Raw genomic sequence first — 24,656 nt, 5'->3', positions numbered from 1 at the left:
TTGCGGGTATTGCTGATCAAGACTTCATCGCTGGGCGACGTGATTCACGCGTTGCCGGCGCTGACCGACGCGGCCCGGGCCATCCCCGGGATCAAGTTCGACTGGGTGGTGGAAGAAGGCTTCGCCGAAATTCCGACCTGGCACCCGGCCGTCGGCAAGGTGATTCCGGTGGCGATCCGTCGTTGGCGCAAGAACCTCTGGCAGACCATCAAGAGCGGCGAGTGGAAGCGCTTCAAGCAAAGCGTGCGTGCCAGCCAATACGATCTGGTGATCGACGCTCAGGGTCTGTTGAAAAGTGCCTGGCTGACGCGCTACGTCAAAGCCCCGGTGGCCGGCCTCGACAAAGGCTCGGCGCGCGAGCCGATCGCCGCACGTTTCTACGACCGCAAGCTGGCGGTGGCCCGTGGGCAGCATGCGGTCGAACGGGTGCGTCAGTTGTTCGCTATCGCCCTCGGCTATGACCTGCCCAAAGGGCTGGGCGACTACGGCCTCAACGTCGAGCGTCTGGTGGAATTGCCACGCAAGAGTGCGTTCGTGGTGTTCCTGCATGGCACCACGTGGGACACCAAGCACTGGCCGGAAGCCTACTGGCGCGAGCTGACAGAGCGCGTCGGCTATCTGGGCGTCGGGGTCAAACTGCCGTGGGGCAACCCGCTGGAGAAGGCCCGTGCCGAACGGATTGCCGCCGGTTTCAAGCACGCCGAAGTGCTACCGAGGCTGAATCTGGCCGGGGTCGGCAAAGTGCTGGCTGGCGCCCAGGCTTGCGTTGCGGTGGACACCGGTCTCGGCCACCTTGCAGCCGCGCTGGATGTGCCGACGATTTCGCTGTTCGGCCCGACCAATCCGGGCCTGACTGGCGCCTACGGCAAGGTGCAGATTCACATGGCCAGTGATTTCCCCTGCGCCCCTTGCCTGCAAAAGAAATGCACGTATCAACCGACCGCGCAGGATGCCCGTCAGTTTGACCTGAAACGCGAGCAGCCCCTGTGCTTCACGCGTCTGAATCCCGAGCGTGTCGCCAGCCGACTGAGCACGTTGTTAATGGCTGAGGAGCTGCGCTGATGCAATTGGCTTTTGTCCTGTACAAATATTTCCCGTTCGGTGGCTTGCAGCGCGACTTCATGCGCATCGCGCTCGAATGCCAGAAGCGCGGCCATCAGATCCGCGTCTACACGCTGATCTGGGAAGGCGACGTGCCGCCCGGTTTCGAAGTGCTGGTGGCGCCGGTCAAGGCGTTCTTCAACCACCGTCGCAACGAGAAACTCACGGCGTGGATGGAAGCGGATCTGGCCAAGCGTCCGGTGGACCGCTTGATCGGCTTCAACAAGATGCCGGGGCTGGACGTCTATTACGCCGCCGACGGCTGCTTCGAAGACAAGGCGCAGAACCTGCGCCATTCGCTGTACCGCCGCTGGGGCCGCTACCGCCACTTCGCCGAGTACGAGCGCGCGGTGTTCGCCAAAGACGCGAAAACCGAAGTGCTGATGATTTCCGAAGTGCAGCAGCCGCTGTTCATCAAGCACTACGACACGCCGCTGGAGCGCTTCCACCTGCTGCCGCCGGGTATCGCCCAGGATCGTCGCCGGCCGGCGGATGCCGACCAGATTCGCGCCGGTTTCCGCGCCGAATTCAGCCTCAAGGACGACGAACTGCTGCTGGTGCAGATCGGCTCCGGGTTCAAGACCAAGGGCGTCGATCGCAGCCTCAAGGCACTGGCCGCATTGCCCGCCGAGCTGAAGAAACGCACCCGGCTGTTTGTAATCGGCCAGGATGACCCCAAATTGTTCCAGATGCAGAGTACGACTTTGGGTCTGGGCGATAACGTGATGTTCCTCAAGGGCCGCAGCGATATCCCGCGTTTTCTGCTTGGCGCCGATCTGTTGATCCATCCGGCGTACAACGAAAACACCGGTACGGTGCTGCTCGAAGCGCTGGTGGCCGGTTTGCCGGTGCTGGTCAGCGCGGTCTGCGGTTACGCCCATTACATTGCCGAGGCGGACGCCGGGCGAGTGCTGGACGAGCCGTTCGATCAGGCGCAACTGACGCAGTACCTGACTGACATGTTGAATGACGACGCTGCACGCGCGGCCTGGAGCCGCAATGGTCTGGCTTTCGCCGAGACGGCCGACCTCTACAGCATGCCGCAGCACGCGGCCGATGTGATTCTGGCGGAGCACGCTTAAATGAAGTTGATGCTGGCTGAACCGTTCAAGAGCCTGTGGGCCGGGCGCGACCCGTTCGCCGAAGTCGAAGGCTTGCAGGGCGAGGTCTATCGCGAGCTGGAAGCTCGACGCACGCTGCGCACGGAAGTCGACGGCAACGGATTTTTCGTCAAGATCCACCGGGGCATCGGCTGGGGCGAGATCTTCAAGAACCTGCTGACCGCCAAGCTGCCGGTGCTCGGCGCGGGTCAGGAATGGCAGGCAATCCAGCGTTTGCAGGCAGTCGGCGTGCCGACCATGACCGCCGTGGCTTACGGCGAGAAGGGCAGCAACCCGGCGGACCAACATTCGTTCATCGTCACTGAAGAGCTGGCGCCGACCGTCAGCCTCGAAGATTTCAGTATCGATTGGGTCAAGAACCCGCCGCAGCCGAAACTCAAGCGCGCGCTGATCGCTGAAGTGGCACGCATGACCGGTATGATGCACCGCGCCGGGGTCAACCACCGCGACTGCTACATCTGCCATTTCCTGCTGCACACCGACAAGCCGGTCGCGCCGGACGATTTCAAGCTCTCGGTGATCGACCTGCACCGCGCCCAAACCCGTGCAAAGATCACGCAACGCTGGCGCAACAAGGACCTGGCCGCGCTGTATTTTTCGGCGCTGGACATCGGCCTGACCCGTCGCGACAAACTGCGTTTCCTCAAGGGCTACTTCCAGCAGCCGCTGCGGCAGATCCTCGCCGAAGAAGCGCCGCTGCTGAGCTGGCTCGAAGGCAAGGCCAACAAGCTTTATGCGCGCAAACAGCGATACGGGGATGCGCTCTGATGGCGGGTTGGACTCTTGAGCCGCAATACAGCGAACTGAGCGAAGATTTCGGCAGCCTCGAAGCGGTGTTTGCTCTGCAGGGCGAGCGCCTGACCCGTGATCCGCTGTCCGAAGTCATCCGCGTGCAGCGCAACGGCGTCAATTACTACGTCAAGCGCTACGTCGGCGCCGGTAAAGGTTTGCGCCGCTACCTGGGCAAGCCGCGGGTGAAGATGGAGTGGCAGAACCTCAAGCGCTTCGCCAAGTGGGGCATTCCCACGGCCGAAGTGGTGGCCTGGGGCCTGGAACGGCGGGGCGCGGCCTATGCCCGTGGCGCCATGATCACCCGTGAGCTGCCGCGCACCGAAGACCTGTCGGCGCTGGCCGAACGCAACGATCCGAAACTCAAGGATCGCCTGTGGGTCGATGGCATCAGCCGCCAACTGGCCGGCTACACCCGAACCATGCACGACCACCGCTTTACCCATAACGATCTGAAATGGCGCAACCTGCTGATCGACGATGAGGCGCAGCTGTTTCTGATCGACTGCCCGAATGGCGATTTCTGGCGCGGCTTCTGGCTCAAATACCGGATCACCAAGGATCTGGCCTGTCTCGACAAGGTGGCCAAGTATCACCTGTCGAACACCCAGCGCCTGCGCTTTTATCTGCAATACCGCGGACGTGATCGGCTGAATGCCGCCGACAAGAAACGGATTCGCCACGTGGTGAGATTTTTCGAGGGACGCGAATGACTGATTTCCTGGCTGCTGAAGACCGGGCGCTGCTTGAGCGTCATGGCCTCGGCACTTTCGACGCGCTCTGGGCCAAACAGCTCGAAGCCGTGGACGAACCGAACACCGATGGCGGTGGCTGGAGCAGCGTGTTTCGCCTGGAGCTGGAAGGGCAGGCCTACTACCTCAAGCGCCAGAGCAACTACCTGACCCGCACCCTGCATGCGCCGTTCGGCGAGCCGAGTTTCGCCCGCGAGTTTCGCAATATCAGCCGCTACCACAAGTTGGGGATCCCGGCGCTGCAAGCGGCGTTCTTCGGTGAGCGCAAGGTCAAGGGCGAAGTCCAGGCGATCCTGCTGACCCGTGCCCTCGACGGCTGGGACGACCTTGATTCGCTGTTGCAACGCTGGTCCGACCTGACCGCCGCGCAGCAATCGGCCATTCTCAAGGCCTGTGGACAACTGGCGCGCCAGCTGCACGGCGTGCGTCAGGTGCACGGCTGCTTTTATCCGAAACACATCTTTTTGCAGGCTGATGGCGACGCGTATAAGGCGCAGTTGATCGACCTGGAAAAGACCCGACCCCTGCTGTTCGGCATGCGCGACCGGGTCAAGGATCTGGAGCCGCTGCTGCGTCGTGCGCCGGAATGGAGCGAAGCGCAATTGCGCGAGTTGCTCGCGGCCTATCTCGATCAGCCAGTCAACAGTTCGCTGGTCGACAGCTGGGTGACGCGCCTGACTGCGCGGCGCAGTCGCAAGGAGACCCGTTGATGCGCTTGTCCGAACTGAAAAACGCCGGACGTGCGCCGAGTCTGCCGCTGACGATCAGCCTGGCCGACGCGGCCGGTCCTGCGGATTTGCAGTTGTTGAGCTTGCTGCGGGTGCTGCCGGGGCAGCGCTATGTCGGTGCCGGGGTCTGGCGCGGGCGGCCGGTGCTGGCCAAATTACTGGTGGGCAGCAAGGCTGCGCGGCATTTTCAGCGCGAACTGGCGGGCGTCAAGTTGCTCGCCGAACAAGGTCTGACCACGCCACTGTTGCTGGCTGACGGCTTGCAGGACGGCGAGGGTGGCTGGCTGTTGTTCGAATTTCTCGAAGGTGCCGAAAGCCTCGGTGAGGCCTGGCAGAAAGTCGAATCGCTGCCAGTGCTGGCGGACGAACAATCGGCGGTACTCGCCGAGGCGCTGGGCGCTATCGGTCAACTGCATGGCAAAGGCCTGTGGCAGGAAGATCTGCACCTCGACAACCTGCTGCGCCAGGGCGGTCAGCTGTACCTGATCGACGGTGCCGGGATTTGTGCCGAGACCGCTGGCCAGCCGTTGTCACGGCAGAAAGTGCTGGAAAACCTCGGGGTGTTTTTCGCCCAGTTGCCCAAGTCTCTTGAGCCGTTCACCGAAGAATTGCTGGTGTATTACCTACTGAGCAACAGCGAGCACGCGTTGCCGCTGGAAGCCTTGCAGAAGCAGATCGCCAAGGTGCGCGCCTGGCGCCTGAAGGATTACCTGATCAAGGTGGGCCGCGAGTGCACGTTGTTCAGTGTGCAGCGCGGTGCGTTCGCCTTGCGGGCGATCCGTCGCGAGGAAGAAGCGGCGATGCTCCCGGTGCTGGATCAGGCCGATGCGCTGCTCGATCAGGGCCATCTGTACAAGACCGGCGGCGCGGCGAGCGTCGGCAAGGTCGAAGTGGCCGGGCGTACGCTGGTGATCAAGCGCTACAACATCAAAGGCTTTGCGCACTGGCTCAAGCGCTTCTGGCGCCCGAGCCGTGCGTGGCACTCGTGGCGTGAAGGCAATCGCCTGGCGTTCCTCGGCATCGCCACGCCGAAACCGCTGGCGGTGCTGGAAAAACGCTTCCTGTGGCTGCGCAGTCGTGCCTATCTGGTGACCGAGTTCCTGCCGGGGCCGGACATCATCGAGCGCTTTGCGCCGTATGTGGAAAGCGGTGCGGCGCCGGAATCCGAGTTGCAGGCGCTGGATCAACTGTTCGCACGGTTGATTGCCGAGCGCATCAGCCATGGTGACTTCAAGGGCCATAACCTGTTCTGGCAGGAAGATCGCTGGGCACTGATCGATCTGGATTCGATGTGTCAGCACAGCTCTGTCGGAAGTTTCGCAGCGGCCTATGCGCGGGATCGGGCACGGTTCATGCGCAACTGGCCCGAGAGCAGCGCGTTGTATCAGGTGATCGATCAGCGGTTGCCCAAGGACATCTCCAGCGCGGCCTGACCCGCCTTCGCCAGCAGGCTGGCACCCACATGGGAAAGCATTTCCCTGTAGGAGCGAGCCTGCTCGCAACAGGGTTTTAAAGCCCCAAAAAACTCCCGTTGAGCAATAGCGGACAAACTGCACTGACTTGTCCTACAGCTTCTCCAGAAGCCATGAACTGTGCCCGCTCCAGCCCCGATGCTAGCTTGCCCTGACCACTTCGGAGGGCAAGACTTGACCATCAAAAATGCTTTAACACTCAGCACCTGCGCATGGCTTTTATCCGGCTGCGGCACCGCCGCCTCGGTAATGCAAATGGACGCCGACGTCGCCCGCGACATGCGCAAACAGAAAACCTACTGCCAATCGATTCCACGGATCTACAGCGGTCTGGCGTTCGATTTCTGCGTACTCAATGCCCCTCCTGACCCTACCGGCGTGCTGCTGCCATTTGTGCTGCTGGATCTGCCGTTGTCCGGGGTGCTGGATACGGTGGTGTTGCCGTATACGATTTATCAACAGGTCGTGGATGGCAATATCGGCATCTATTGGCGCGCGGGCGGTTATTGAGTGTGAAAGCTAGGTTTCACCGGGTCGATTCACCTGGGGCAATTCGCACAGGGTCATTCCCGCTAGGTTTACGCTATAATCCCGCCCTTTAGCTGTCTCTCGCCCGGTGCGAGGGCACATCAATTTTCAAGGCGCATCGCGCCTGAATGCAGACTAAAGAGGCTAGACCCTGTGGCATTGACGATTCTTGGCCTGTCCGGCGCCCTTAGCCATGACCCTTCAGCCGCCTTGTACATCGACGGCAAGCTGGTGGCGGCGGCTGAAGAAGAGCGCTTCGTCCGCGATAAGCATGCAAAGAACCGCATGCCCTACGAATCGGCGAAGTTCTGCCTGGAACAGGCCGGTATCAAGCCGTCCGACGTTGACGTGGTGGCGATTCCGTTCGCCCCGATCAGCCTGTTCGGCAAGGCCCGCTGGCACTACGCCAAGCGCTACTGGTACGCGCCGGATCGCGCCCTTGATGCGATTCTGATGGGCAACCGTCGCTACAAGCGCTATCGCAACAAGATCGTCTGGTGCCTGGAACAACTGGGTTTTGATCCGAAGAAGATCAAGATCGAGCCGGTCGAGCACCACCTCGCTCACGCCTCCAGCGCCTACCACTGCTCGGGTTTCAAAGAGAAAACCGCGATCCTCGGCATCGACGGCAAGGGCGAGTACGCCACGACCTTCTTCGGTTATGGCGAAAACGGCAAGATCCACAAGATCAAGGAATTCTTCGATCCGGACTCCCTCGGCGGCCTGTACGGCGCGATCACCGAGTTCCTCGGTTTCGAGATGCTCGACGGTGAGTTCAAGGTCATGGGCATGGCGCCGTACGGCGATGCCAGCAAATATGATTTCTCGCGTCTGGCCTCGTTCGAGAACGGCGAGCTGGTGATCAACACCGACTACGCCAACGTGATCGGCTTGCGTCGTTACAAAGAGAAGGGCAAAGGCTTCTACTTCTCGCCGAAGCTGATCGAGTGGCTGGGTCCGAAGCGTGAAGGCGACATCGCCGACGAGCCGTACATCCACTACGCCGCCAGCATGCAAGCGCTGTTCGAGAAACTGGCGCTGCAGATGATCGACTACTACCTGGGCGACGTGCTCAAGGAAACCGGCAAGCTGGCCTTCGCCGGTGGCTGCGCGTTGAACGTTAAGCTGAACCAGAAAATCATCGCCCGCGATGACATCAAGGAACTGTTCGTCCAGCCTGCGTCCGGCGATGCCGGCACCGCGGTCGGCGCAGCGGCCTATGTGTCCCACGCCCGTGGCGTGCCGGTCGAGAAGATGGAACACGTCTACCTCGGCCCGTCGTACAGCAACGAAGACGTGATCGCCGCGTGCGCCCGTCACGAGAACAAGCCGACCTGGCGCAAGCTCGACAACATGCCGGAGCAGATCGCCAAGATCATGGTCGATGGCAACCCGGTGGCCTGGTTCCAGGGCCGCATGGAATTCGGTCCGCGTGCGCTCGGTGGTCGTTCGATCATCGGTTGCCCGAGCGTGGCCGGTGTGGCTGACCGGATCAACCACCAGATCAAGTTCCGCGAGCGCTGGAGGCCTTTCTGCCCGTCGATGCTCGACACCGTTGCACCGCAGATGATCAAGATCGATCACCCGGCACCGTTCATGACCTTCACTTTCGAAGTGGCGGAAGAGTGGAAGACCCGCGTGCCGGAAGTCGTTCACGAAGACGGCACTTCCCGTGCCCAGGTCCTCAAGCGCGAATACAACCCGCGCTACTACGACATGATGAAGGCGCTGGAAAACCTCACCGGCAACGGCGTGTCGCTGAACACCTCGCTGAACCGTCGTGGTGAGCCGATGATCTGCTCGCCGACCGACGCCCTGAACATGTTCTTCGGCTCCGATCTGCAGTACCTGATCATGGAAGACATTCTGGTGGTCAAAGAGGGCGCAAACGCTTATGACTCGCTCGGCTGAACGCCATGTGCTGCAGTTCTGTCACGGCTATGACGGGCCGTTCCTCGACTGCGCACGGCAGTACGCCAGCCTGTTCGCGGGCACCGGTTATCGGGTGACCACGGTCTTTCTGACCGGGGCCGCCGACAGCGAGGTGGCCGCAGCGTGTGCTTCCGATGAAGTGTTGTTCATGGAATACAGCTCCAAGGCCATTCGTGGCCTGAAGCTGGGCGCTATCGGCGATCTGCGCAAGATCGCCGCTTCACGCAATTTCAGTTTCTGCATCGCCCATCGCTTCAAGCCGATCTACATCGCCTTGCTCGGCACGTCGCTGCCGGTGATTGGCGTGCACCACGCGTTTGACGATTACAAACGCGGCACGCGCAAGCTGTTCGCGCACATTTTCCGCAAGCGTTTGAGTCTGCTCGGCGTCTCCGACGCAGTACGCGACGACATGCGGCGCTGCCTGCCGAAATGGCCGTCGACCCGCATCCAGACCTTGTACAACCGCATCGATGTGCCGGCCTTGCAGGCCAGTCAGGTGTCGGCCCGCGAAGCTCGCGAGACCCTCGGTCTGGCGGCGGATGCGTTCATTGTCGGCAACGTCGGACGGCTGCACCCGGACAAGGATCAGGCCACCTTGCTGCACGGTTTCGCCGCGGCGTTACCCGGACTGCCGGGCAATAGTCAGCTGGTGATTCTCGGCAAGGGCCGTCTGGAACAGGACCTCAAGGAGCTGGCGCGCGAACTGGGCATCGGTGACCGGGTGCTGTTTCTCGGCCAGGTGCCGGACGCGCGCAATTACTTCCGCGCCTTCGATGTGTTTGCCCTGAGCTCCGATCACGAACCGTTCGGCATGGTGCTGCTGGAGGCCATGGCGGCCGGCGTGCCTTTGCTCGCCACGGCCTGTGGCGGGGCCAAGGAAGTGGTCGAAGGTGTAGGGATTCTGTTCCCGCTGGGCGATGCCGAACATCTTGCACAAGGCCTGCAACATTTGGCCGGTATGGATGATCAGCAGCGCCGGCAGTGCGCCGAGCTGATGCTCGATCGCCTGCGTGAGCGTTTCTCCGACCGTGCGGTGCGCGACACCTTCTGGCGTCTGCCGCAAGTTACCGATCTGGCACCGAGGGGCTGATGCTCAACCGATTTCAAGGCTGGCGCGAACGTGGCTGGTCGCCCGTTGACGCCTCCACCTATGCCACCGCCTGGCAGCGTTTTGGCGGCAGTGTCGCGACCCATCCGCTGGTGGTCGAACGCCTGGCGGATCTGGCCGGTATCCCGGTGCGTTATCTGGCCTGGGAGCAGGACGGCGAAGTCAAAGCGGCAATCCCGACCTGGGGCCGTGATTTGGCGCTGTCCAAAGACGTGCTCAAGCGCAACGGCAAGAAAGGCCTGTTCGACCTCGGCAATGCCGAGTTGATCCTGCCGGCCGCCGCCGATGCCCAGGCGCCGCTGCGCCATCGCGCACGCTATCTGTCGGCGCTCAACGAAAACCGCTTCAGTGGCCTCAAGTTGCAGACCGAACAACTGGCCATGGCCCGCACCCCCGAAGAATTGTCGAAGAAATTTCGCTACAACCAGCGCCGCGAACTGCGCCTGCTGGAAGAGGCGGGTGGACTGGTGCGTCCGGTCAGTGAGTTTTCCAGTGCCGAACTGGCGGCGATCTACTGTGATCTGTTCCAGCGCCGCTGGGGCTTTCCGGCCACCGGCGCGGCGCGTATGGGGGAAGTCATCGAGCTGCTGCGCGAACTGTTGATCGGCTCGGTGATTTTCCTCAATGATGCGCCGATCGCCATTCAACTGGTGTACCGCGTCGAAGCGCCGGAGTGGATCAGCGTCGAGTACATCAACGGCGGCGTCGACCCCGAAACCCGCGAATTCAGCCCCGGCAGCGTGTTGAGCTTCCTCAATACGCAAAGCGCCTGGGAACAGGCGCGAGCACTGAACAAGCCGCTGCGGTTTTCCTTCGGTCGCGCCGACCGTGAATACAAGGATCGCTGGTGCAATCCCGTGCCGGTGTTCACCGTATGAGTCAGCCCATGAGCCGCAAACAGCAACTGCTCAAGCGTCATCGCCGCAACAAGCGCATTACCTTGCTGATCGCCCTGGTCATGTTGATCGCGCTCGGTGTGTTGGTCGCGTGGTGGTTGCCGCTGGTGCTCGCGGTGGTTGGCTGGATCGCCCATGAAGCGTGGTTTGCCGATCACCTGTTCTATTCGCCGAAAGACGATTACCAGTACAGCTTCCCGCCGTTTACACCGCAGCCGAAGGTGCATCTGAACGGCGAACAATTGCGTCTGGATGAAGGTGTGATGCTGGTCGACGAGGCGACGTTGATCCTCGCGGTAAAGGTCAAAAGCATCTGGTTGGGACGCTTTTTCGATCCGCGCGTCGAGCTGCTCGGCGGGACGAATCCGGATGCGCAAACCTTCGAACGCGGGGTCAATGGCCTGCGCTATCTGAATCTCAGCGGTCAGGCGCAAGCTCTGTCGCAAGGCCAGTTGCGCCTGCGCGGGCGCTTTTGCCGGGTCTCTGGCGAACCGGTGTTGTGGGCGCTGGAACAGCCTGATTACCGTCGTCAGCGGGTGATGGTCATCGCCCCGCACGCCGACGACGCCGAGCTGGCGGCCTATGGCTTGTACAGTCAGGCCGACGAAGCCTGGATCGTTACCCTGACCGCAGGCGAGATCGAAGCCGAGCACTATCAGCAGATGGGCCTGAACAAGGTCGAAGCGGCGCGACTCAAGGGTCGCCTGCGGGCCTGGGACAGCCTCGCCGTGCCACGTTGGGCCGGGGTTGCGCAGGAACACTGCGTGCAACTCGGTTACTTCTGCCTGCAACTGGCCGCGATGCAAGCTGCGCCGAATCAGGCGGTAGGCTCGCGCGAAGCGGACTTGAATGACACGCGCCTGTTTCGTCAGTTGAATCCGTTCACTCTGCCGGGCGACGCCGATGGTGCGCCGACCTGGAACAACCTGCTGGCCGACCTGCGTGAAGTGCTGCTGCGCGCCCGTCCGGACGTGATTGTGTTGCCGCACCCGACTCTTGATCCGCATCCCGATCATGTCTGCGCCCAGCAAGCGGTTTTGCAGGCGCTCCAAAGTCTCGACTGGCAGCCGACGTTGCTCGGTTATGCCAACCATTTGCACGACAACGACCGCTGGCCGATGGGCAACACCGGGCAGGGCATTGCCTTGCCGCCGGCCTTCGATGCGGCGGTGCCGATGCAGCCGCTGTGCCTGTCGCTGTCCCTTGAACAACAGCGGGACAAGGCCATGGCGCTGGGCATGATGCATGACCTGCAGCCGCCGGCACCGTTCAAGCGTCGCCTGCGCCGCGTGATTCAGCGCCTGCTCGCCGGGCGGACATCCTCGGTATACGGGGAAAACGAGTTTTTTCGAAAAGCGGTCAGACGCCAGGAATTGTTCTGGTTATTGAAGCACGGTGAACCAGGCGATCAGCGGGGAGAGTCATGAGTCAACGGTCCAAGGTGTTGCAGCTGCAACCCGACTACAACGTCAAAGCCCATGATTTCGCCGACCTGGCCGAGCAGATCGTCAAGGCGTTACCGGCTGATCGCTATGAAGTCACGGCGGCGTTCCTGCGCGGCAAACCGGGGCCGGGCGAGCCGGTGAGCCGAGCTGACCGTTCGGTGTACTTCGAGTTTTCCGACAAGTCGCTCAAAGGCATGCGCCTGCGGGCAATGTGGCAGCTGTACAAGTTCTGCCGTCGGGAAAAGTTCGATGTGGTGATCTGCAACCGCTTCAAGCCGGTGAACATGATGTTGGCGCTCAACCGCTGGTTGAAGGTGCCGCTGTGCATTGGCATCTCCCACGGTTTCGGCGAATACGACCGTTTTTACCGACGTCGTCAGACCCAGCGTCTGATCGATCGGCACTGGCGCTTTGTCGGCGTGTCACCGGCGGTCAAACAGTACCTGCTCGATTGCGACTGCGGCTTCACCGACCAGAACACCTACGCCATTACCAATGCCATCGACATCGAGCAGGCCGAGGGCTTGCAGCACAGTCGCGACAAAGCCCGCGAGTTGTTGGGCCTCGACCCGAATGTGCGTTTGATTGGCGCGCTGGGGCGGTTGGTATCGGTCAAGGGCCACACCTATCTGCTGCAAGCCTTTGCCGCGCTGAAAGACAAATACCCGAACACTCAATTGGCGATCATTGGAGCCGGGCGCCTGCAAGCGCCGCTGGCGGCCGAGATCGAACAACTGGGCCTGAGCGGGCGTGCGCACTTGCTGGGCTTCAAGGAAAACGCCCTGCAATACGTGCGTGCGTTCGACATCTGGACCATGCCGTCGCTGGCCGAAGGCCTCGGTCTGGCGTTGCTCGAAGGCATGAGCGGACACCTGCCGGTGATCGCCTCGAATGTGCCGGCCATGTTGCCGCTGATCGAAGGCGCCGGTGGCTTGGCGATTACACCCAAGGATGTACCGAGTCTGGTCGCCGCGCTGGACAACTATCTCGCGTTATCGGATGAAGAACTCAAGGCCAAGGGCGAGCAGGCTTATCGCTACCTGCAGGAACAACACGACATCGAGGTGTTCCGTCAGCAATACCTGGACCTGATCGATTCTGGCCTGGAACAGGCCCGCAAGGAGCAGTTGTGAGCGAAGTACAAGCCATGAGTGAAGCCAACGCCCTCGTTACGGTGATCATCGCCTCGTACAACCACGGCCCGTACATCGAGGAAAGCATCCTCAGCGTCCTCAATCAGACCTACAAGAACATCGAGCTGCTGGTGGTCGATGACGGTTCGAAGGACGACAGTGTCGAGCGCATCAGCGCGTTGCAGGCGCAGTACGGTTTCGATTTTCGTGTGCAGCAGAATCAGGGCCTGACCAATACCCTCAATGGCGCTATCGCCCGTTCGAAGGGCAGCCTGATCGTGCCATTCGGCTCCGACGACATCATGTACCCGGAGAGAATCGCCACCCAGGTGGCGTACATGGCCGGCAAGCCCGAAGTCGGGATCTGCGCCGGCAACATCGAATTGATGCACGCCGATGGCAGCCTTTACCCGGAGAAGCGTCAACGCCGTGACGTGCCGTTCCGCCGTCTGGATTTCGACGATATGTTCCTTGAGCGCAAGCCGTATCCACCGGCGCCAACACTGATGATCCGCCGTGAGGCGCTGGACAAGGTGGGTGGGTTCGATCCGACGATTCGTCTTGAAGACCTGTACATCGAACTGAAGGTGACCCGCGCCGGTTACTTCATCGATGGTCTGAACGTGGTGATGGCGCGTTACCGCAAGCACGCCACCAACTCGTACAAGAACCATCGCTTCATGATCGAGAACATTCTGCGCACCTATGCGCTGTTCAGCGATCATCCGCTGTATGACGAAGTACGCTTCAAGGCGCTGAACTCAATGTTCCTCAAGACCGCCAACCGCAATCGCAAGCTGGCCCGCGAACTGCTGGCGCAGATCCCGTTCAAGGCCTGGAACAAGAAGACCTGGCGCGGCTTGGGGCGTTTGCTCTTTTCTCCGCTGGAAAAGGACTGAGGTCATGGTCGCTCGCACTCAGCGAGCGACTTTCTCCGGCAGGCGCTTTCCGCCCTTCTGGCGCTGGCGCAACCAATGCACAACCTTCTTGCCGGCAGCCATGCCCGGTTGCTCGATATAGAGGAAGGTCACGCTGCTGATCAGAATCAGCAGGAATGTGCAGACCGCCACCAGAGGCAGGTACACCGAAGCTTCCCGCGCATCGATATCCAGCAGCAGCGGCAGCCGTTGCACCATCAGCCACAGGACGAAACCGTGCAGCAGGTAAGTGCTGTAGCTGATTTCGCCGAGCCAGCGAATGCTGCGTGGTTTCAGCGCGCCGAACAGGCTGTTGCCGGACGCCACGATCACGAAAAACAGCGTCAGCAAAAACAGCGGCGCAGTCTTGAACGCCCGACTGAACGCGGTGAATGCAATCACCAGCGCGAGCACGGCGATGATGCTCGCCAGGCGTGACTGGCTCCATGCCACGAGCGCCGGGCGACGAATCCAGTACGCGGCGGCGATACCGCCGAGGAAACTCGCCAGAAAGTGCTTCTTCAGCGAATGCTCCCAACCGATGATCTGGTACAGCGCGTAGATGCCGATCAGGCACAGCACCACTTGCAACCAACTGCCGCGGTAGATGAACACCAGTCCGGCGAGTGGCAGTGCCAGGTAGAAAAACACTTCATAGGCCAGCGTCCAGGTGACGTTGGATATCAGCATGCCGGAGTGTCGGTACTGGTTGATGTCCGGGCGGTCGAACGTCAGCCAGGCGAGCACCTGCTTGAGCACTTCCAGCCCCGGCTCTTTCAATTGCCAGCTCTGCAAGTGGAAGATCGAGACGAACACCAGCAGCATCAATGGCAGGTACAGCGGGTACAGACGAAATACCCGTGAGACGCCGAACGCCAGCCAGTCATGTTTGCGGCCTTGCGCGAGCAATCGGCTCCAGAACAGGAACCCGGTGATCATGAAGAACAGCGCGACGCTGCCCTGGCCCAGCATCGAATAGAAGTTGCTCGGGGGGAAGTCGATCACGCCGGTGCGCAAGAAGATCCAGGTAATGATCGAATGGTGCACGAACACACCAAATGCCAGATAGCCGCGCAGACCGTCGATGCTCGCATAGCGGCTTTCGCCGGAATGCTGCAGGTGCCGGGCAATTTTCGGCACCGCGCGCAACAGCAGGGCGGAGGTGGCGATGGCCAGCAGGTAGGCTGCCAGCGCAATAAGAGGATTGGTTTCGATCATCACTGAACTCGGGCCGGGGCGTTGCCGGCCAGCACTTGCCTGTGCAGGTTTTCAACTGCGGATTTGGACGCCGTCACAGCGTATCCCTGGAGCAGGGCATCGAGGTGATCCTCGAACAGCCAGCGTTTGTCGACAGTGTAACGTTGCATATGACGCAAATTGCGTTGGCGCATCGAAAGGCTGAGCGGGGTCGGGTAGATGCGCAGGTCGGCCAGATCAATCAAGCCGAACTCGCCATCTTCCAGTACCAGTACGTTGCCCAGGTGCAGCGAGCGGAAGTACACGCCTTTCTCATGCAATTGCGCCATGAATTTGCCGAAGCGTTCGATCAACGCCTGACGCACCGCCGGGGCGGTAATGCTCTGCAGCACCTGACGCAGGGTGTGGCCAGGCAACGGTGCGTAATGCACGGCACTGCTGCCATCATCGAGACGGTAAACGTTCAATACTTGCGGGGTGGGAATCCCCATCTGACGCAGTTGTTCGCTGTTGACTGCGAACCGCTCGGAGTAGGGGTTGAAACTGCCGGAGGTGTACCAGCGGCGGCGACGGAACAGTTTGAGGAAGCTGCCATCGCTCAAGCACAGGACTTTCGGGCCCAGGCCGTCTTCTTCGATGATCCGGGCCTCGCGGCTCAATTGCTCAAGGCCTGTCACCGACAGCTTTTGCACGGGCAGGGTCAACAGCCGACGCGCGCGTTGATTGATGCTCAGCGCCGCGATCAGTGCCAGCGGGATCCACAGCAGGAACCAGTGCTCCTTGGGCCGCGAAATGATCCCGCCACCTTCCGTCAGGCCTGCGCCGATACCGAATATCAGCAAGGTCGAAGCAATGATCAGCATGGGCTGTACACGCTGACGCCAACTGCTCAGCAGGCCCCATAGCAGGAAGAACAGCCATGGCAGCAGGCCGATGATGCCGACGTAATACAGGACCCCCAGGACAAAACTGTGCGGCTCTTGAAAGCTGACACCATTGCCGGGGTCGACAGCCAGGCTGGCGTTGTAGCCATGGCCGATCCAGGGGTGATCAGCAATCATGTGCAGCACTTTCTGCCAGATTTCCAGGCGGTAGGAATCGCCACGTTCAATGATCATCTGCGCAAACAGGGTCAGAACGGTCGCGGCACTCAGGACCAGCGCGATCAGTAACCCTACCGAGCGTCGGTTCCAGCAAATGAAACACAGCCACAACGCAGCCATGGTCAGAGCCACCAGTGGTGTTCTGGAGCCGGTGCCGATCACCGCCATGAACATGACGGCCATCGCCGGGACGCTGAGCCACATCATCTGGCGGCGCTTGCAGGTCATGGTCACGCTCAGCCAGTAGGCGCTGAAGAACCCGAACAGGTGTGAGCTGAGCAGCGGGTTATCGAAGGCGCCGCCGCCAATCAGGCGCATCCCCGGTTCATAGATCCGGGCGAACATGAACAGGAAAATGGTGGTAGCAATCAGGGCGACCAGCGCTGCGCCGAACAGCAAGGGTTGCAGGATGTCGCTGCGGTAGCGCACCAGCAGGTAGCAGCCGGCAAACAGCAGCAAGGTATGCAGTGGCGGCTTGAACATTCCGCCGAGCGGCTCCCCGCCCGGCCCCCAGGCGAGGCTGAGCAACGCCCACGCAGCGAACAGCAGGACCGCGACGAAAACCGGCTCGCGCAGCAGCTCCTTGAGCTCACGCGGGCGCAGGCACAGTGCGATCAGTGTCGGGATGCTGAACAGTCCGTAGAACAACTTGTGATGCAGGCTTCGACCGGGCAAAAAGAACAGCGCGCACAGGAGCAGGAAATAACCGGTGGGGAGTATCCACAGGCTAATGAAATCGAAAACTCGATTGGACGTACCGCTGAAGCCGCGAAGTTGCATGCTGTGAGATTCATTCCTGAGGTTGATCGACCATTCGAGTGATGGCTATTTGATGCAGAAAAGGTGCATAACAATAACAGCCTTTCGCCGATTGCCAGAACCCTGAAGAAGCTGTGCTAAAGTCAGCGTCCTTTTTATCGACTTTCGCGTGATATGACCGACTCCAGTCCCGCCGCAAGCCCTTCGAGCTTGAAAATCTACTTCCGCCTGCTCGGCTACGTCCGGCCGTACATCAGTCTGTTCCTGATTAGCATCGTCGGCTTTCTGATTTTCGCCTCGACGCAGCCGATGCTCGGCTACATCCTCAAGTACTTTGTCGATGGCCTGTCCAATCCTGAAGCGGTGCTGTTTCCCTCCGTGCCTTACCTGCGTGACCTGCAACTGCTGCAGGCCGTACCGCTGCTGATCATTCTGATCGCCGCGTGGCAGGGGTTGGGTTCCTATCTGGGCAACTATTTCCTGGCCAAGGTTTCCCTTGGGCTGGTGCATGACTTGCGTGTGCAGCTGTTCAACAACCTGTTGGTGCTGCCCAACCGCTATTTCGACAAGCATAACTCCGGTCATCTAATTTCGCGTATCACCTTCAACGTGACCATGGTCACGGGGGCGGCAACAGATGCGATCAAGGTCGTAATCCGTGAAGGCATGACGGTGATCTTCCTGTTTGCCTCGCTGCTGTTCATGAACTGGAAGCTGACGCTGGTGATGGTCGCGATCCTGCCGCTGATCGCCGTGATGGTGCGCACCGCGAGCAAGAAATTCCGCAAGCAGAGCAAGAAGATCCAGCTGGCGATGGGTGATGTCACGCATGTGGCCTCGGAAACCATCCAGGGTTATCGCGTGGTGCGCAGCTTCGGTGGCGAGGCTTACGAAGAGCAACGCTTCCTCAACGCCAGCCAGAGCAACACCGACAAGCAACTGCGCATGACCCGTACCGGCGCGATCTACACGCCGATGCTGCAACTGGTGATCTACACCGCCATGGCGGTGCTGATGTTCCTCGTGCTGTTCCTGCGCGGTGACGCCTCGGCCGGTGACATGGTCGCCTACATCACCCTGGCAGGTCTGCTGCCCAAGCCGATCCGTCAATTGTCCGAAGTCAGCTCGACCATCCAGAAAGGCGTGGCCGGTGCCGAGAGCATTTTCGAACAACTGGACGTCGAGCCGGAAGTCGATACCGGTACGGTCGAACGCGATTCGGTGAGCGGTCGCCTGGACGTGCGCAACCTGAGCTTCACCTACCCGGGCACCGAGCGTCAGGTGCTCGACGACATCAGCTTCTCGGTCCAGCCGGGACAGATGGTCGCGCTGGTCGGCCGCTCCGGCAGCGGCAAGTCAACGCTGGCCAACCTGATTCCACGCTTCTATCACCACGACAAGGGCGAAATCCTGATCGACGATGTGGAAATCGAGCAATACAAGCTGCTCAATCTGCGCCGTCATATCGCCCAGGTGACCCAGCACGTCACCCTGTTCAGCGACACCGTGGCCAATAACATCGCTTATGGCGATCTGGCCGGTGCGCCACGCGAAGACATCGAGAAAGCCGCGCGTGATGCCTACGCGATGGATTTCATTTCGCAACTGCCGCAAGGCCTGGACACCCAGGTCGGCGAGAACGGCGTCTTGCTTTCCGGTGGCCAGCGCCAGCGTCTGGCAATTGCCCGCGCGCTGCTCAAGAACGCGCCGCTGCTGATTCTCGACGAGGCCACCTCGGCGCTTGACACCGAATCCGAACGGCATATTCAGGCCGCGCTGGATCAGGTGATGAAGGGTCGCACCACACTGGTGATCGCCCACCGTCTGTCGACCATCGAGAAGGCCGATCTGATTCTGGTCATGGATCAGGGGCGGATTGTCGAGCGTGGTACCCATGATCAGTTGCTGGCGCAAAATGGTTACTACGCGCGCCTCAACGCCATGGGCCTGGATGCGCCGGCCGAAGATATCGCCTGATTCCAGGCCCTGCCCTGTGGGAGCGAGCCTGCTCGCGAAAGCACTGCAACAGACGACGTCCGTGTCGCATGTTCACCCGCTATCGCGAGCAGGCTCGCTCCCACAGTCGTTTGTATCCAGACCTTTACTCTTCTTGACCAAACCGGAATAAATCCGGACACCGCGCTTGTTAAGGTTCCTCACTGAACTCTGACTTTTATCGAGGGGGCCATCCCCGTCGCGCGGGTGCTTTCATGTTGCAACGCTATCTCTGGAAACTGCTGCCCAAGCCGCAGCGAGCCTTTCTGCTCGGGCGCCTGTCGGTGGTCGATCGGCAGGTGGTGAACAAGTCGATGTCGGCCAACCTGACGTTTCCCCAGCCCTTCCAGCAGCGCTCCTGCCTGTTCATCCATGTCCCGAAATGTGCCGGCAGCAGCGTTTGCACGGCGTTGTTCGACGGCTGGCGTCCCGGGCACTTGCCGTTGTACTGGTACGAAGAGCAATTCCCCGAGCAGTTCGCCAACGCCTTCAAGTTCGCCTTTGTCCGCGACCCGCTGGAGCGCGCCTATTCGGCCTACGCCTTTTTGCGTGGCAATGCGTTGAGCGAGCGTGATCACGCCGCCCAGCAACTGGTCAGGCATTATCGCGACTTCGACGATTTTGTCGCCCGCTGGCTGCACCCCGAAACGATCTCGCGGCAATTGCACTTCGCGCCACAAACCGATTTCCTGACTGACTCGCTGGGGCGTCTCGGGCTGGATTTCGTCGGTTATCAGGAGCATCTGCAGCGTGATTTCAGTCTGGTGTGTGAACACCTTGGACAAACGGTGAATCTGCCGCACGTCAATCGCTCGCAACAGCGTCGAGCCGTGCCGGCCCGGGAATTCTGCACAATACGCACGCGCAGGCTGGTGCGGCGGATCTACCAGCGCGATTACGATTTGCTGGGTTACGAGTGATCGGCGGCATACAGAAAACAAGCGCAAAAGCGTTCTGTTTCATCCTGTTGCAGCCGCTGCGCGAGCCTTTGCCATCCCTGTGTTAATATCGCGCCCCTGTTCATTTTGTATGTGGGTTGCTCCATGAAGTTGTCCATGCCGCGATTCGATCAAGCCCCAGTCTTGGTGGTCGGCGATGTCATGCTCGACCGTTACTGGCATGGTGGAACCTCACGGATTTCCCCTGAGGCACCGGTTCCGGTCGTAAAAGTCGAGCAAATCGAAGACCGTCCGGGCGGTGCTGCCAACGTTGCCTTGAACATTGCCGCGCTCGGTGCGCCGGCGTCGCTGGTCGGTGTGACCGGTGATGACGAAGCCGCCGACAGCCTGAGCAACAGTCTCAAGGGCGCGGGCGTGCGTGCCCTGTTCCAGCGCATCGCGCATCAGCCGACCATCGTCAAACTGCGGGTCATGAGCCGGCACCAGCAATTGCTGCGTATCGACTTCGAAGAACCGTTTGCCACCGATGCGCTGGCCCTGGCCTCGCAGGTCGATGATCTGCTCGAAGGGATCAAGGTGCTGGTGCTGTCGGACTACGGCAAAGGTGCATTGAAAAACCATCAGGCTTTGATTCAGGCGGCCCGGGCCAAAGGCATTCCGGTGCTGGCCGATCCCAAGGGCAAGGATTTTTCGATCTACCGTGGCGCCAGTCTGATCACGCCGAACCTCAGCGAATTCGAAGCCATCGTCGGTGGTTGCGCCGATGAGCACGAGCTGGTGAGCAAGGGCGCCGCCCTGATGCACGATCTCGAACTCGGCGCGCTGCTGGTCACCCGTGGCGAACACGGCATGACCCTGCTGCGTCCGGAGCATCCGGCGTTGCACCTGCCGGCCCGTGCCCGTGAAGTGTTCGATGTGACCGGTGCCGGTGACACGGTGATTTCCACCCTCGCGGCGGCAATTGCTGCCGGTGAAGAACTGCCGCACGCGGTGGCACTGGCCAACCTGGCCGCCGGTATTGTGGTCGGCAAGCTCGGTACTGCAGCAATCAGCGCTCCGGAACTGCGTCGCGCGATCCAGCGTGAAGAAGGTTCGGAACGCGGTGTGCTGGGGCTGGAGCAACTGGTACTGGCAGTGGCCGATGCTCGCGCGCATAACGAGCGCATCGTCTTCACCAATGGCTGCTTTGACATTCTGCACGCCGGGCACGTGACCTACCTTGAGCAGGCGCGCGCCCAGGGCGACCGTCTGATCGTGGCGATCAACGATGACGCCTCGGTCAGCCGCCTGAAAGGGCCGGGTCGTCCGATCAACAGTGTCGACCGCCGCATGGCGGTCCTCGCCGGCCTCGGCGCGGTGGACTGGGTGATCAGCTTCCCGGAATGCACCCCGGAAAACCTGCTGCGCGAGGTCAAGCCGGATGTGTTGGTCAAGGGTGGTGATTACGGTATCGACCAGGTGGTCGGCGCCGACATCGTCAAAGCGTACGGCGGCACGGTGAAAGTGCTGGGGCTGGTGGAAAACAGCTCGACCACGGCGATCGTGGAGAAAATTCGCGGTCAATAAAGCCAAAAGATCGCAGCCTGCGGCAGCTCCTACAGGGAAATGCATTCCATTGTAGGAGGTGCCGCAAGCGGCGATCTTTTGCGTTTCAGGAACTGACTTTCTTGCGCGGTACGATCTTCTTCAGCAGTTGCTTCGCCTTGCCGCGCAACCGCGCCAGGCCCGTGGGTTTCTCCGGCGGCGTCAGGCCTTGCTGGCGCAGCCAGTCCTTCCAGCGAATCCGCTCCTCGCGCACCAGCCAGCCATCCTGTCTGGCAAAACTTTCGGCCAGATACAGACCGCGCGTGCCGGCCGGAGACAGCTGACCTTTCTTCAAGGTGTACAGCTCGGCCAGCGGCTCACCATCCTGCAACGGCATCAGGTACAGATCCGGACGCTTGCGGTCCAGGCGCGCCACCAGTTGATCACCCTCCAGCCGCTCATCGACATGAAACAGGCTCAGCGATTTGGCTTCTTTTGGTACTTCCAGGCGCAGGTCGTAGATCAGTTGCAGCGACGCGGTGGGCAAATGCACATAGGCCCGGGGCCGTTCGAGCAATTGCAGATTGGCGCAGCGCACCGGCCGCGCCGAGCCGGACAACGGCGTCAGGCGAAACGGCAGCGCTTCGCGATAATGCAGGGCGGACGAGTAGGGCGCGGGCAGCCACGTGTCGTTGAATCGCCCGCCGAGCCAGCCCTCCGGGGTTTCCAGCAGGCACTCTTCGGCAATCTCTTGAATCGCGGTGTGCAGCGGGATGTTCAGCTCATGGGCTGGCACGTAACCGGAAATCAGCTTGAGCACCACGTCGCCGCGATCCTGCCGACGCTGGCGCACCAGCACCCAGTAGTCGCGATTCTGCCAATGCAGGGTCAGGCGCACCGAGACTCCGAGGTTGGCCAGTTCCACCGCGAAGCGCTCGGCATCCGCCACGCTCACCGGTTTGCGCCGCTGCAAGGTCTGGGCGAAATTCAGCGGCATGCCGACGCTCTGATAGGTCAGACCCTCGGGCGTGGCCTCGACGAACAGCGGCAGTGTCTTGAAGTTGCTCGGGTTCTTTCTGATGAGCGTACGCGGCATGTCGGCTCCTGCTTAAGGCCGCGGGGCGGCGTCAGTGACCACGAAGGACCTGGGCAACGGTCGCAACGTTATGGGCGAGGTGCAGCGGATTGATCGTCCCGACAATAGCACTGGCCACGCCGGGCTGCTGGAACAACAACTCGAAGCTGGCGCGCACCGGATCCACGCCGGGGCTCAGGCACACATGGCCGCTGGCCAGGGCCTTCTTCACCAGAATGGCTTTGCCGTGGGCAGCAGCATAGTCAATGACTGCCTTCTCGTGCTGTTCGTTCAGATTGTAGGTGACCATCGCGCAGTCCCCTTGCTCCAGCGCCTTGAGCCCGCCTTCGACGGTTTTGCCGGAGAAACCGAACCCGCGAATCTTGCCCTCGGCCTTGAGTGCGGCAAGGGTGGCGTAGACCTCTTCATGCTCAAGGATCGCCAGATCGTTGCCGTCGGAGTGCACCAGCACCAGGTCGATAAAATCGGTTTCAAGACGTTGCAGGCTGCGCTCGACCGACATCCGTGTATGCGCCGCACTGAAGTCATGGCGCGACAGGCCGTCGGCAAACTCTTCACCGACCTTGCTGACGATCACCCAGTCCTGTCGCTGGCCGCGCAGCAACGGGCCGAGGCGTTCTTCGCTGCGGCCATAAGCCGGGGCAGTGTCGATCAGGTTGATGCCCAAACCTTTGGCCTGATTGAGCAGCATGCGTGCCGCGTCATCGTCGGGGATCTGGAAACCGTTGGGGTATTTCACGCCTTGGTCGCGGCCCAGTTTGACTGTGCCCAGGCCCAGCGGGGACACCAGCAGGCCGGTGCTGCCCAGCGGGCGATGCAGTTCGTGCAGGGTCGCTACGCTCATGGCAACAATTGCTCCCAGGCCGGTACGCCCATTGGTGGTTTTGGCAATGTCGGCAGTGGTTCGGTCGGTTGTGGCTGAATGCCGTCGCGCTCCAGTGAGGCGATGACCCGGTCGGCAAAGTCCGGTGCCAGCGCCAGTTTGGTCGGCCAGCCCACAAGCAGGCGACCCTGCTCGGCAAGGAAAGCGTTGTCCGGGCGGGTCAGGCCGGTTTGCAGCGGTTCGGCGCGATCCACCCGCAAGGTCGCCCATTGCACCTGGCTCAGGTCGATCCACGGCAGCAATTGGCCGAGTTCTTTCTGCGCGGTGGCGATCTGTTCGGCAGGCTCGCGGGCCACACCATCGCTTTCGGCAATGTCGCCGCCCAGGTACCAGACCCAGTTGCCATCAGCGGCCGGGTGAGTCGTGACGGTGATGCGCGGCTTGGTGCCGCCACCCAGGCAATGGGCGTACAACGGCTTCAGGCTTGGGCCTTTGGCGATGATCATGTGCAGCGGTCGGCGTTGCATCGCTGGTTGGGTCAGGCCCAGATGTTCCAGCAATTGCGCGGTGCCGGCCCCTGCGCTGAGCACGATGCGCTGGGCACGAATCTCGCGGCCGTCGACCTTCAGGCCGACCAGCACGCCCGCCTCCAGCAGCGGCTCGATGGTTTGTCCGGCGAGCAGACCGTCACCGGCCAGATCGGCCAGACGCTGGATCAGGCTCGGCACGTCGACCACCAACTCGGCGAGGCGATAGACCTTGCCCTTGAAGCGCTTGTCTTGCAGCGCCGGCGGCAGTTGATCGCCCTTGACCTGATCGACTCGGCCACGCACGGCTTTACTGGCGAAGAAACTGGTGAGGTTGCCGGCGAGGGTGCCGGGCGACCACAGGTAATGCGCTTCGGACAGCACGCGCACGCCGGACAGGTCCAGCTCGCCGTTGCCGGCCAGCGCCTCACGCCAGCGGCGCGGCATGTCGGCGATGGCTTCCGAGGCGCCGGTCAGTGCACCGTGCAGCGCGTACTTGGCGCCGCCGTGGATGATGCCCTGGGACTTCACACTCTGCCCGCCGCCGAGGCTGGCGCTTTCCACCAGCACGGTCGAAAAACCCTGGCGGCGCAGACGCGCGTTCAGCCAGAGGCCGGCGACACCAGCGCCGACAATCAGAACGTCGGTGGAAATAACGGATGGCATGCAACGACCTCAGTGTTCAAGACGAGGGCGCAGTATACAGACTCGGGGATCGGAGCTCAGAGGCGAAAAAAGATCGCAGCCTTCGGCAGCTCCTACATTGAAATGCATATCCCTGTAGGAGCTGCCGAAGGCTGCGATCTTT

The 24,656-nt window shown here is 61.3% G+C and carries 21 protein-coding genes; 16 read left to right on the top strand and 5 right to left on the bottom strand.

Annotated features, from left to right (window positions below):
• The 13 genes from waaC to ACM6HV_RS11870 all read left to right on the top strand — a co-directional run bounded on the left by waaC (position 1) and on the right by ACM6HV_RS11870 (position 13,907).
• Positions 1-1,062 (top strand): lipopolysaccharide heptosyltransferase I, encoded by a 1,062-nt coding sequence (waaC, locus tag ACM6HV_RS11930; RefSeq protein ID WP_414904271.1) that lies wholly within the window; start codon positions 1-3, stop codon positions 1,060-1,062.
• Entirely contained in the window at positions 1,062-2,183 is a 1,122-nt protein-coding gene (locus tag ACM6HV_RS11925; RefSeq protein ID WP_414904270.1) for a glycosyltransferase family 4 protein, read from the top strand. Before waaC ends, ACM6HV_RS11925 begins: the two co-directional genes overlap by 1 nt.
• Entirely contained in the window at positions 2,184-2,990 is an 807-nt protein-coding gene (gene rfaP / locus ACM6HV_RS11920) for a lipopolysaccharide core heptose(I) kinase RfaP (protein WP_145596051.1), read from the top strand.
• On the top strand, positions 2,990-3,724 hold the full coding sequence (locus ACM6HV_RS11915; RefSeq protein WP_414904269.1) for a lipopolysaccharide kinase InaA family protein: 735 nt from the start codon (positions 2,990-2,992) through the stop codon (positions 3,722-3,724). The genes rfaP and ACM6HV_RS11915 overlap by 1 nt, the downstream gene beginning before the upstream one ends.
• Complete coding sequence (locus ACM6HV_RS11910) at positions 3,721-4,473, top strand: lipopolysaccharide kinase InaA family protein (protein ID WP_414904268.1); 753 nt, start codon at positions 3,721-3,723, stop codon at positions 4,471-4,473. Before ACM6HV_RS11915 ends, ACM6HV_RS11910 begins: the two co-directional genes overlap by 4 nt.
• A complete protein-coding gene (locus tag ACM6HV_RS11905) occupies positions 4,473-5,924 on the top strand; it encodes a lipopolysaccharide kinase InaA family protein (protein ID WP_414904267.1) in 1,452 nt (483 codons plus the stop codon). Before ACM6HV_RS11910 ends, ACM6HV_RS11905 begins: the two co-directional genes overlap by 1 nt.
• Positions 5,925-6,137: 213 nt before the next feature.
• A complete protein-coding gene (locus ACM6HV_RS11900; protein ID WP_414904266.1) occupies positions 6,138-6,473 on the top strand; it encodes a YceK/YidQ family lipoprotein in 336 nt (111 codons plus the stop codon).
• 171 nt (positions 6,474-6,644) lie between these two features.
• Positions 6,645-8,402: a carbamoyltransferase gene (locus ACM6HV_RS11895; protein WP_007967355.1), complete on the top strand. Its 1,758-nt coding sequence runs from the start codon at positions 6,645-6,647 to the stop codon at positions 8,400-8,402.
• The gene (locus ACM6HV_RS11890; RefSeq protein ID WP_027611372.1) at positions 8,386-9,516 is read left to right on the top strand and encodes a glycosyltransferase; all 1,131 of its coding nucleotides are present in this window, start codon (positions 8,386-8,388) and stop codon (positions 9,514-9,516) included. The genes ACM6HV_RS11895 and ACM6HV_RS11890 overlap by 17 nt, the downstream gene beginning before the upstream one ends.
• Positions 9,516-10,412 carry an antimicrobial resistance protein Mig-14 gene (locus tag ACM6HV_RS11885; protein WP_145596059.1) on the top strand — a complete coding sequence of 299 codons (897 nt, stop codon included), beginning with the start codon at positions 9,516-9,518 and terminating at the stop codon, positions 10,410-10,412. Before ACM6HV_RS11890 ends, ACM6HV_RS11885 begins: the two co-directional genes overlap by 1 nt.
• Positions 10,413-10,420: 8 nt before the next feature.
• The gene (locus ACM6HV_RS11880; protein WP_414904265.1) at positions 10,421-11,857 is read left to right on the top strand and encodes a PIG-L deacetylase family protein; all 1,437 of its coding nucleotides are present in this window, start codon (positions 10,421-10,423) and stop codon (positions 11,855-11,857) included.
• On the top strand, positions 11,854-13,008 hold the full coding sequence (locus ACM6HV_RS11875; protein ID WP_414904264.1) for a glycosyltransferase family 4 protein: 1,155 nt from the start codon (positions 11,854-11,856) through the stop codon (positions 13,006-13,008). The genes ACM6HV_RS11880 and ACM6HV_RS11875 overlap by 4 nt, the downstream gene beginning before the upstream one ends.
• A gap of 14 nt (positions 13,009-13,022) precedes the next feature.
• The gene (locus ACM6HV_RS11870) at positions 13,023-13,907 is read left to right on the top strand and encodes a glycosyltransferase (protein WP_041065906.1); all 885 of its coding nucleotides are present in this window, start codon (positions 13,023-13,025) and stop codon (positions 13,905-13,907) included.
• An 18-nt stretch (positions 13,908-13,925) separates the two neighbouring features.
• On the opposite strand, the gene ACM6HV_RS11865 is transcribed toward ACM6HV_RS11870, so the two are convergent.
• Together ACM6HV_RS11865 and ACM6HV_RS11860 are read right to left on the bottom strand one after the other, a co-directional pair.
• Entirely contained in the window at positions 13,926-15,143 is a 1,218-nt protein-coding gene (locus ACM6HV_RS11865) for an acyltransferase family protein (protein WP_414904263.1), read from the bottom strand.
• Positions 15,143-17,005 (bottom strand): O-antigen ligase family protein, encoded by a 1,863-nt coding sequence (locus ACM6HV_RS11860; protein ID WP_414904262.1) that lies wholly within the window; start codon positions 17,003-17,005, stop codon positions 15,143-15,145. Before ACM6HV_RS11860 ends, ACM6HV_RS11865 begins: the two co-directional genes overlap by 1 nt.
• Positions 17,006-17,158: 153 nt before the next feature.
• Between ACM6HV_RS11860 and msbA the strand changes: the two genes are divergently transcribed.
• From msbA to hldE, 3 genes are all read left to right on the top strand, one after another.
• The gene (gene msbA / locus ACM6HV_RS11855; RefSeq protein ID WP_041065811.1) at positions 17,159-18,961 is read left to right on the top strand and encodes a lipid A export permease/ATP-binding protein MsbA; all 1,803 of its coding nucleotides are present in this window, start codon (positions 17,159-17,161) and stop codon (positions 18,959-18,961) included.
• A gap of 233 nt (positions 18,962-19,194) precedes the next feature.
• Positions 19,195-19,899, top strand: a complete 705-nt coding sequence (locus ACM6HV_RS11850; protein ID WP_145596068.1) for a sulfotransferase family 2 domain-containing protein — start codon at positions 19,195-19,197, stop codon at positions 19,897-19,899.
• Positions 19,900-20,022: 123 nt separating this feature from the next.
• Complete coding sequence (gene hldE, locus ACM6HV_RS11845) at positions 20,023-21,444, top strand: bifunctional D-glycero-beta-D-manno-heptose-7-phosphate kinase/D-glycero-beta-D-manno-heptose 1-phosphate adenylyltransferase HldE (protein WP_414904261.1); 1,422 nt, start codon at positions 20,023-20,025, stop codon at positions 21,442-21,444.
• Between the two features lie 85 nt (positions 21,445-21,529).
• Here the strand turns inward: hldE and ACM6HV_RS11840 are convergent, their stop codons facing one another.
• From ACM6HV_RS11840 to ACM6HV_RS11830, 3 genes are read right to left on the bottom strand one after another with little or no spacing between them, the layout of a single operon-like run.
• The gene (locus ACM6HV_RS11840; protein ID WP_086794230.1) at positions 21,530-22,498 is read right to left on the bottom strand and encodes a metal ABC transporter ATPase; all 969 of its coding nucleotides are present in this window, start codon (positions 22,496-22,498) and stop codon (positions 21,530-21,532) included.
• Positions 22,499-22,529: 31 nt separating this feature from the next.
• Complete coding sequence (locus tag ACM6HV_RS11835) at positions 22,530-23,342, bottom strand: aldo/keto reductase (RefSeq protein ID WP_414904260.1); 813 nt, start codon at positions 23,340-23,342, stop codon at positions 22,530-22,532.
• On the bottom strand, positions 23,339-24,514 hold the full coding sequence (locus tag ACM6HV_RS11830) for an NAD(P)/FAD-dependent oxidoreductase (RefSeq protein WP_414904259.1): 1,176 nt from the start codon (positions 24,512-24,514) through the stop codon (positions 23,339-23,341). The genes ACM6HV_RS11835 and ACM6HV_RS11830 overlap by 4 nt, the downstream gene beginning before the upstream one ends.
• Positions 24,515-24,656: the final 142 nt, after the last annotated feature.

The sequence above is a fragment of the Pseudomonas sp. IT-P260 genome (assembly GCF_949768395.1).
GTDB classification, from domain to species: domain Bacteria; phylum Pseudomonadota; class Gammaproteobacteria; order Pseudomonadales; family Pseudomonadaceae; genus Aquipseudomonas; species Aquipseudomonas parakoreensis.
Note: the sequence above shows the minus strand (reverse complement) of the source record. Positions and strands in the feature narration are given on the sequence as shown.

What these genes read in the sequence shown, in the direction of transcription:
- ACM6HV_RS11925 (WP_414904270.1), top strand. Translation starts at nt 1,062, where the DNA reads ATGCAATTGGCTTTTGTCCTGTACAAATATTTCCCGTTCGGTGGCTTG.
- rfaP (WP_145596051.1), top strand. Translation starts at nt 2,184, where the DNA reads ATGAAGTTGATGCTGGCTGAACCGTTCAAGAGCCTGTGGGCCGGGCGC.
- ACM6HV_RS11915 (WP_414904269.1), top strand. Translation starts at nt 2,990, where the DNA reads ATGGCGGGTTGGACTCTTGAGCCGCAATACAGCGAACTGAGCGAAGAT.
- ACM6HV_RS11910 (WP_414904268.1), top strand. Translation starts at nt 3,721, where the DNA reads ATGACTGATTTCCTGGCTGCTGAAGACCGGGCGCTGCTTGAGCGTCAT.
- ACM6HV_RS11905 (WP_414904267.1), top strand. Translation starts at nt 4,473, where the DNA reads ATGCGCTTGTCCGAACTGAAAAACGCCGGACGTGCGCCGAGTCTGCCG.
- ACM6HV_RS11890 (WP_027611372.1), top strand. Translation starts at nt 8,386, where the DNA reads ATGACTCGCTCGGCTGAACGCCATGTGCTGCAGTTCTGTCACGGCTAT.
- ACM6HV_RS11885 (WP_145596059.1), top strand. Translation starts at nt 9,516, where the DNA reads ATGCTCAACCGATTTCAAGGCTGGCGCGAACGTGGCTGGTCGCCCGTT.
- ACM6HV_RS11880 (WP_414904265.1), top strand. Translation starts at nt 10,421, where the DNA reads ATGAGCCGCAAACAGCAACTGCTCAAGCGTCATCGCCGCAACAAGCGC.
- ACM6HV_RS11875 (WP_414904264.1), top strand. Translation starts at nt 11,854, where the DNA reads ATGAGTCAACGGTCCAAGGTGTTGCAGCTGCAACCCGACTACAACGTC.
- ACM6HV_RS11870 (WP_041065906.1), top strand. Translation starts at nt 13,023, where the DNA reads ATGAGTGAAGCCAACGCCCTCGTTACGGTGATCATCGCCTCGTACAAC.
- ACM6HV_RS11865 (WP_414904263.1), bottom strand. Translation starts at nt 15,143, where the DNA reads ATGATCGAAACCAATCCTCTTATTGCGCTGGCAGCCTACCTGCTGGCC.
- ACM6HV_RS11860 (WP_414904262.1), bottom strand. Translation starts at nt 17,005, where the DNA reads ATGCAACTTCGCGGCTTCAGCGGTACGTCCAATCGAGTTTTCGATTTC.
- msbA (WP_041065811.1), top strand. Translation starts at nt 17,159, where the DNA reads ATGACCGACTCCAGTCCCGCCGCAAGCCCTTCGAGCTTGAAAATCTAC.
- ACM6HV_RS11850 (WP_145596068.1), top strand. Translation starts at nt 19,195, where the DNA reads ATGTTGCAACGCTATCTCTGGAAACTGCTGCCCAAGCCGCAGCGAGCC.
- hldE (WP_414904261.1), top strand. Translation starts at nt 20,023, where the DNA reads ATGAAGTTGTCCATGCCGCGATTCGATCAAGCCCCAGTCTTGGTGGTC.
- ACM6HV_RS11840 (WP_086794230.1), bottom strand. Translation starts at nt 22,498, where the DNA reads ATGCCGCGTACGCTCATCAGAAAGAACCCGAGCAACTTCAAGACACTG.
- ACM6HV_RS11835 (WP_414904260.1), bottom strand. Translation starts at nt 23,342, where the DNA reads ATGAGCGTAGCGACCCTGCACGAACTGCATCGCCCGCTGGGCAGCACC.
- ACM6HV_RS11830 (WP_414904259.1), bottom strand. Translation starts at nt 24,514, where the DNA reads ATGCCATCCGTTATTTCCACCGACGTTCTGATTGTCGGCGCTGGTGTC.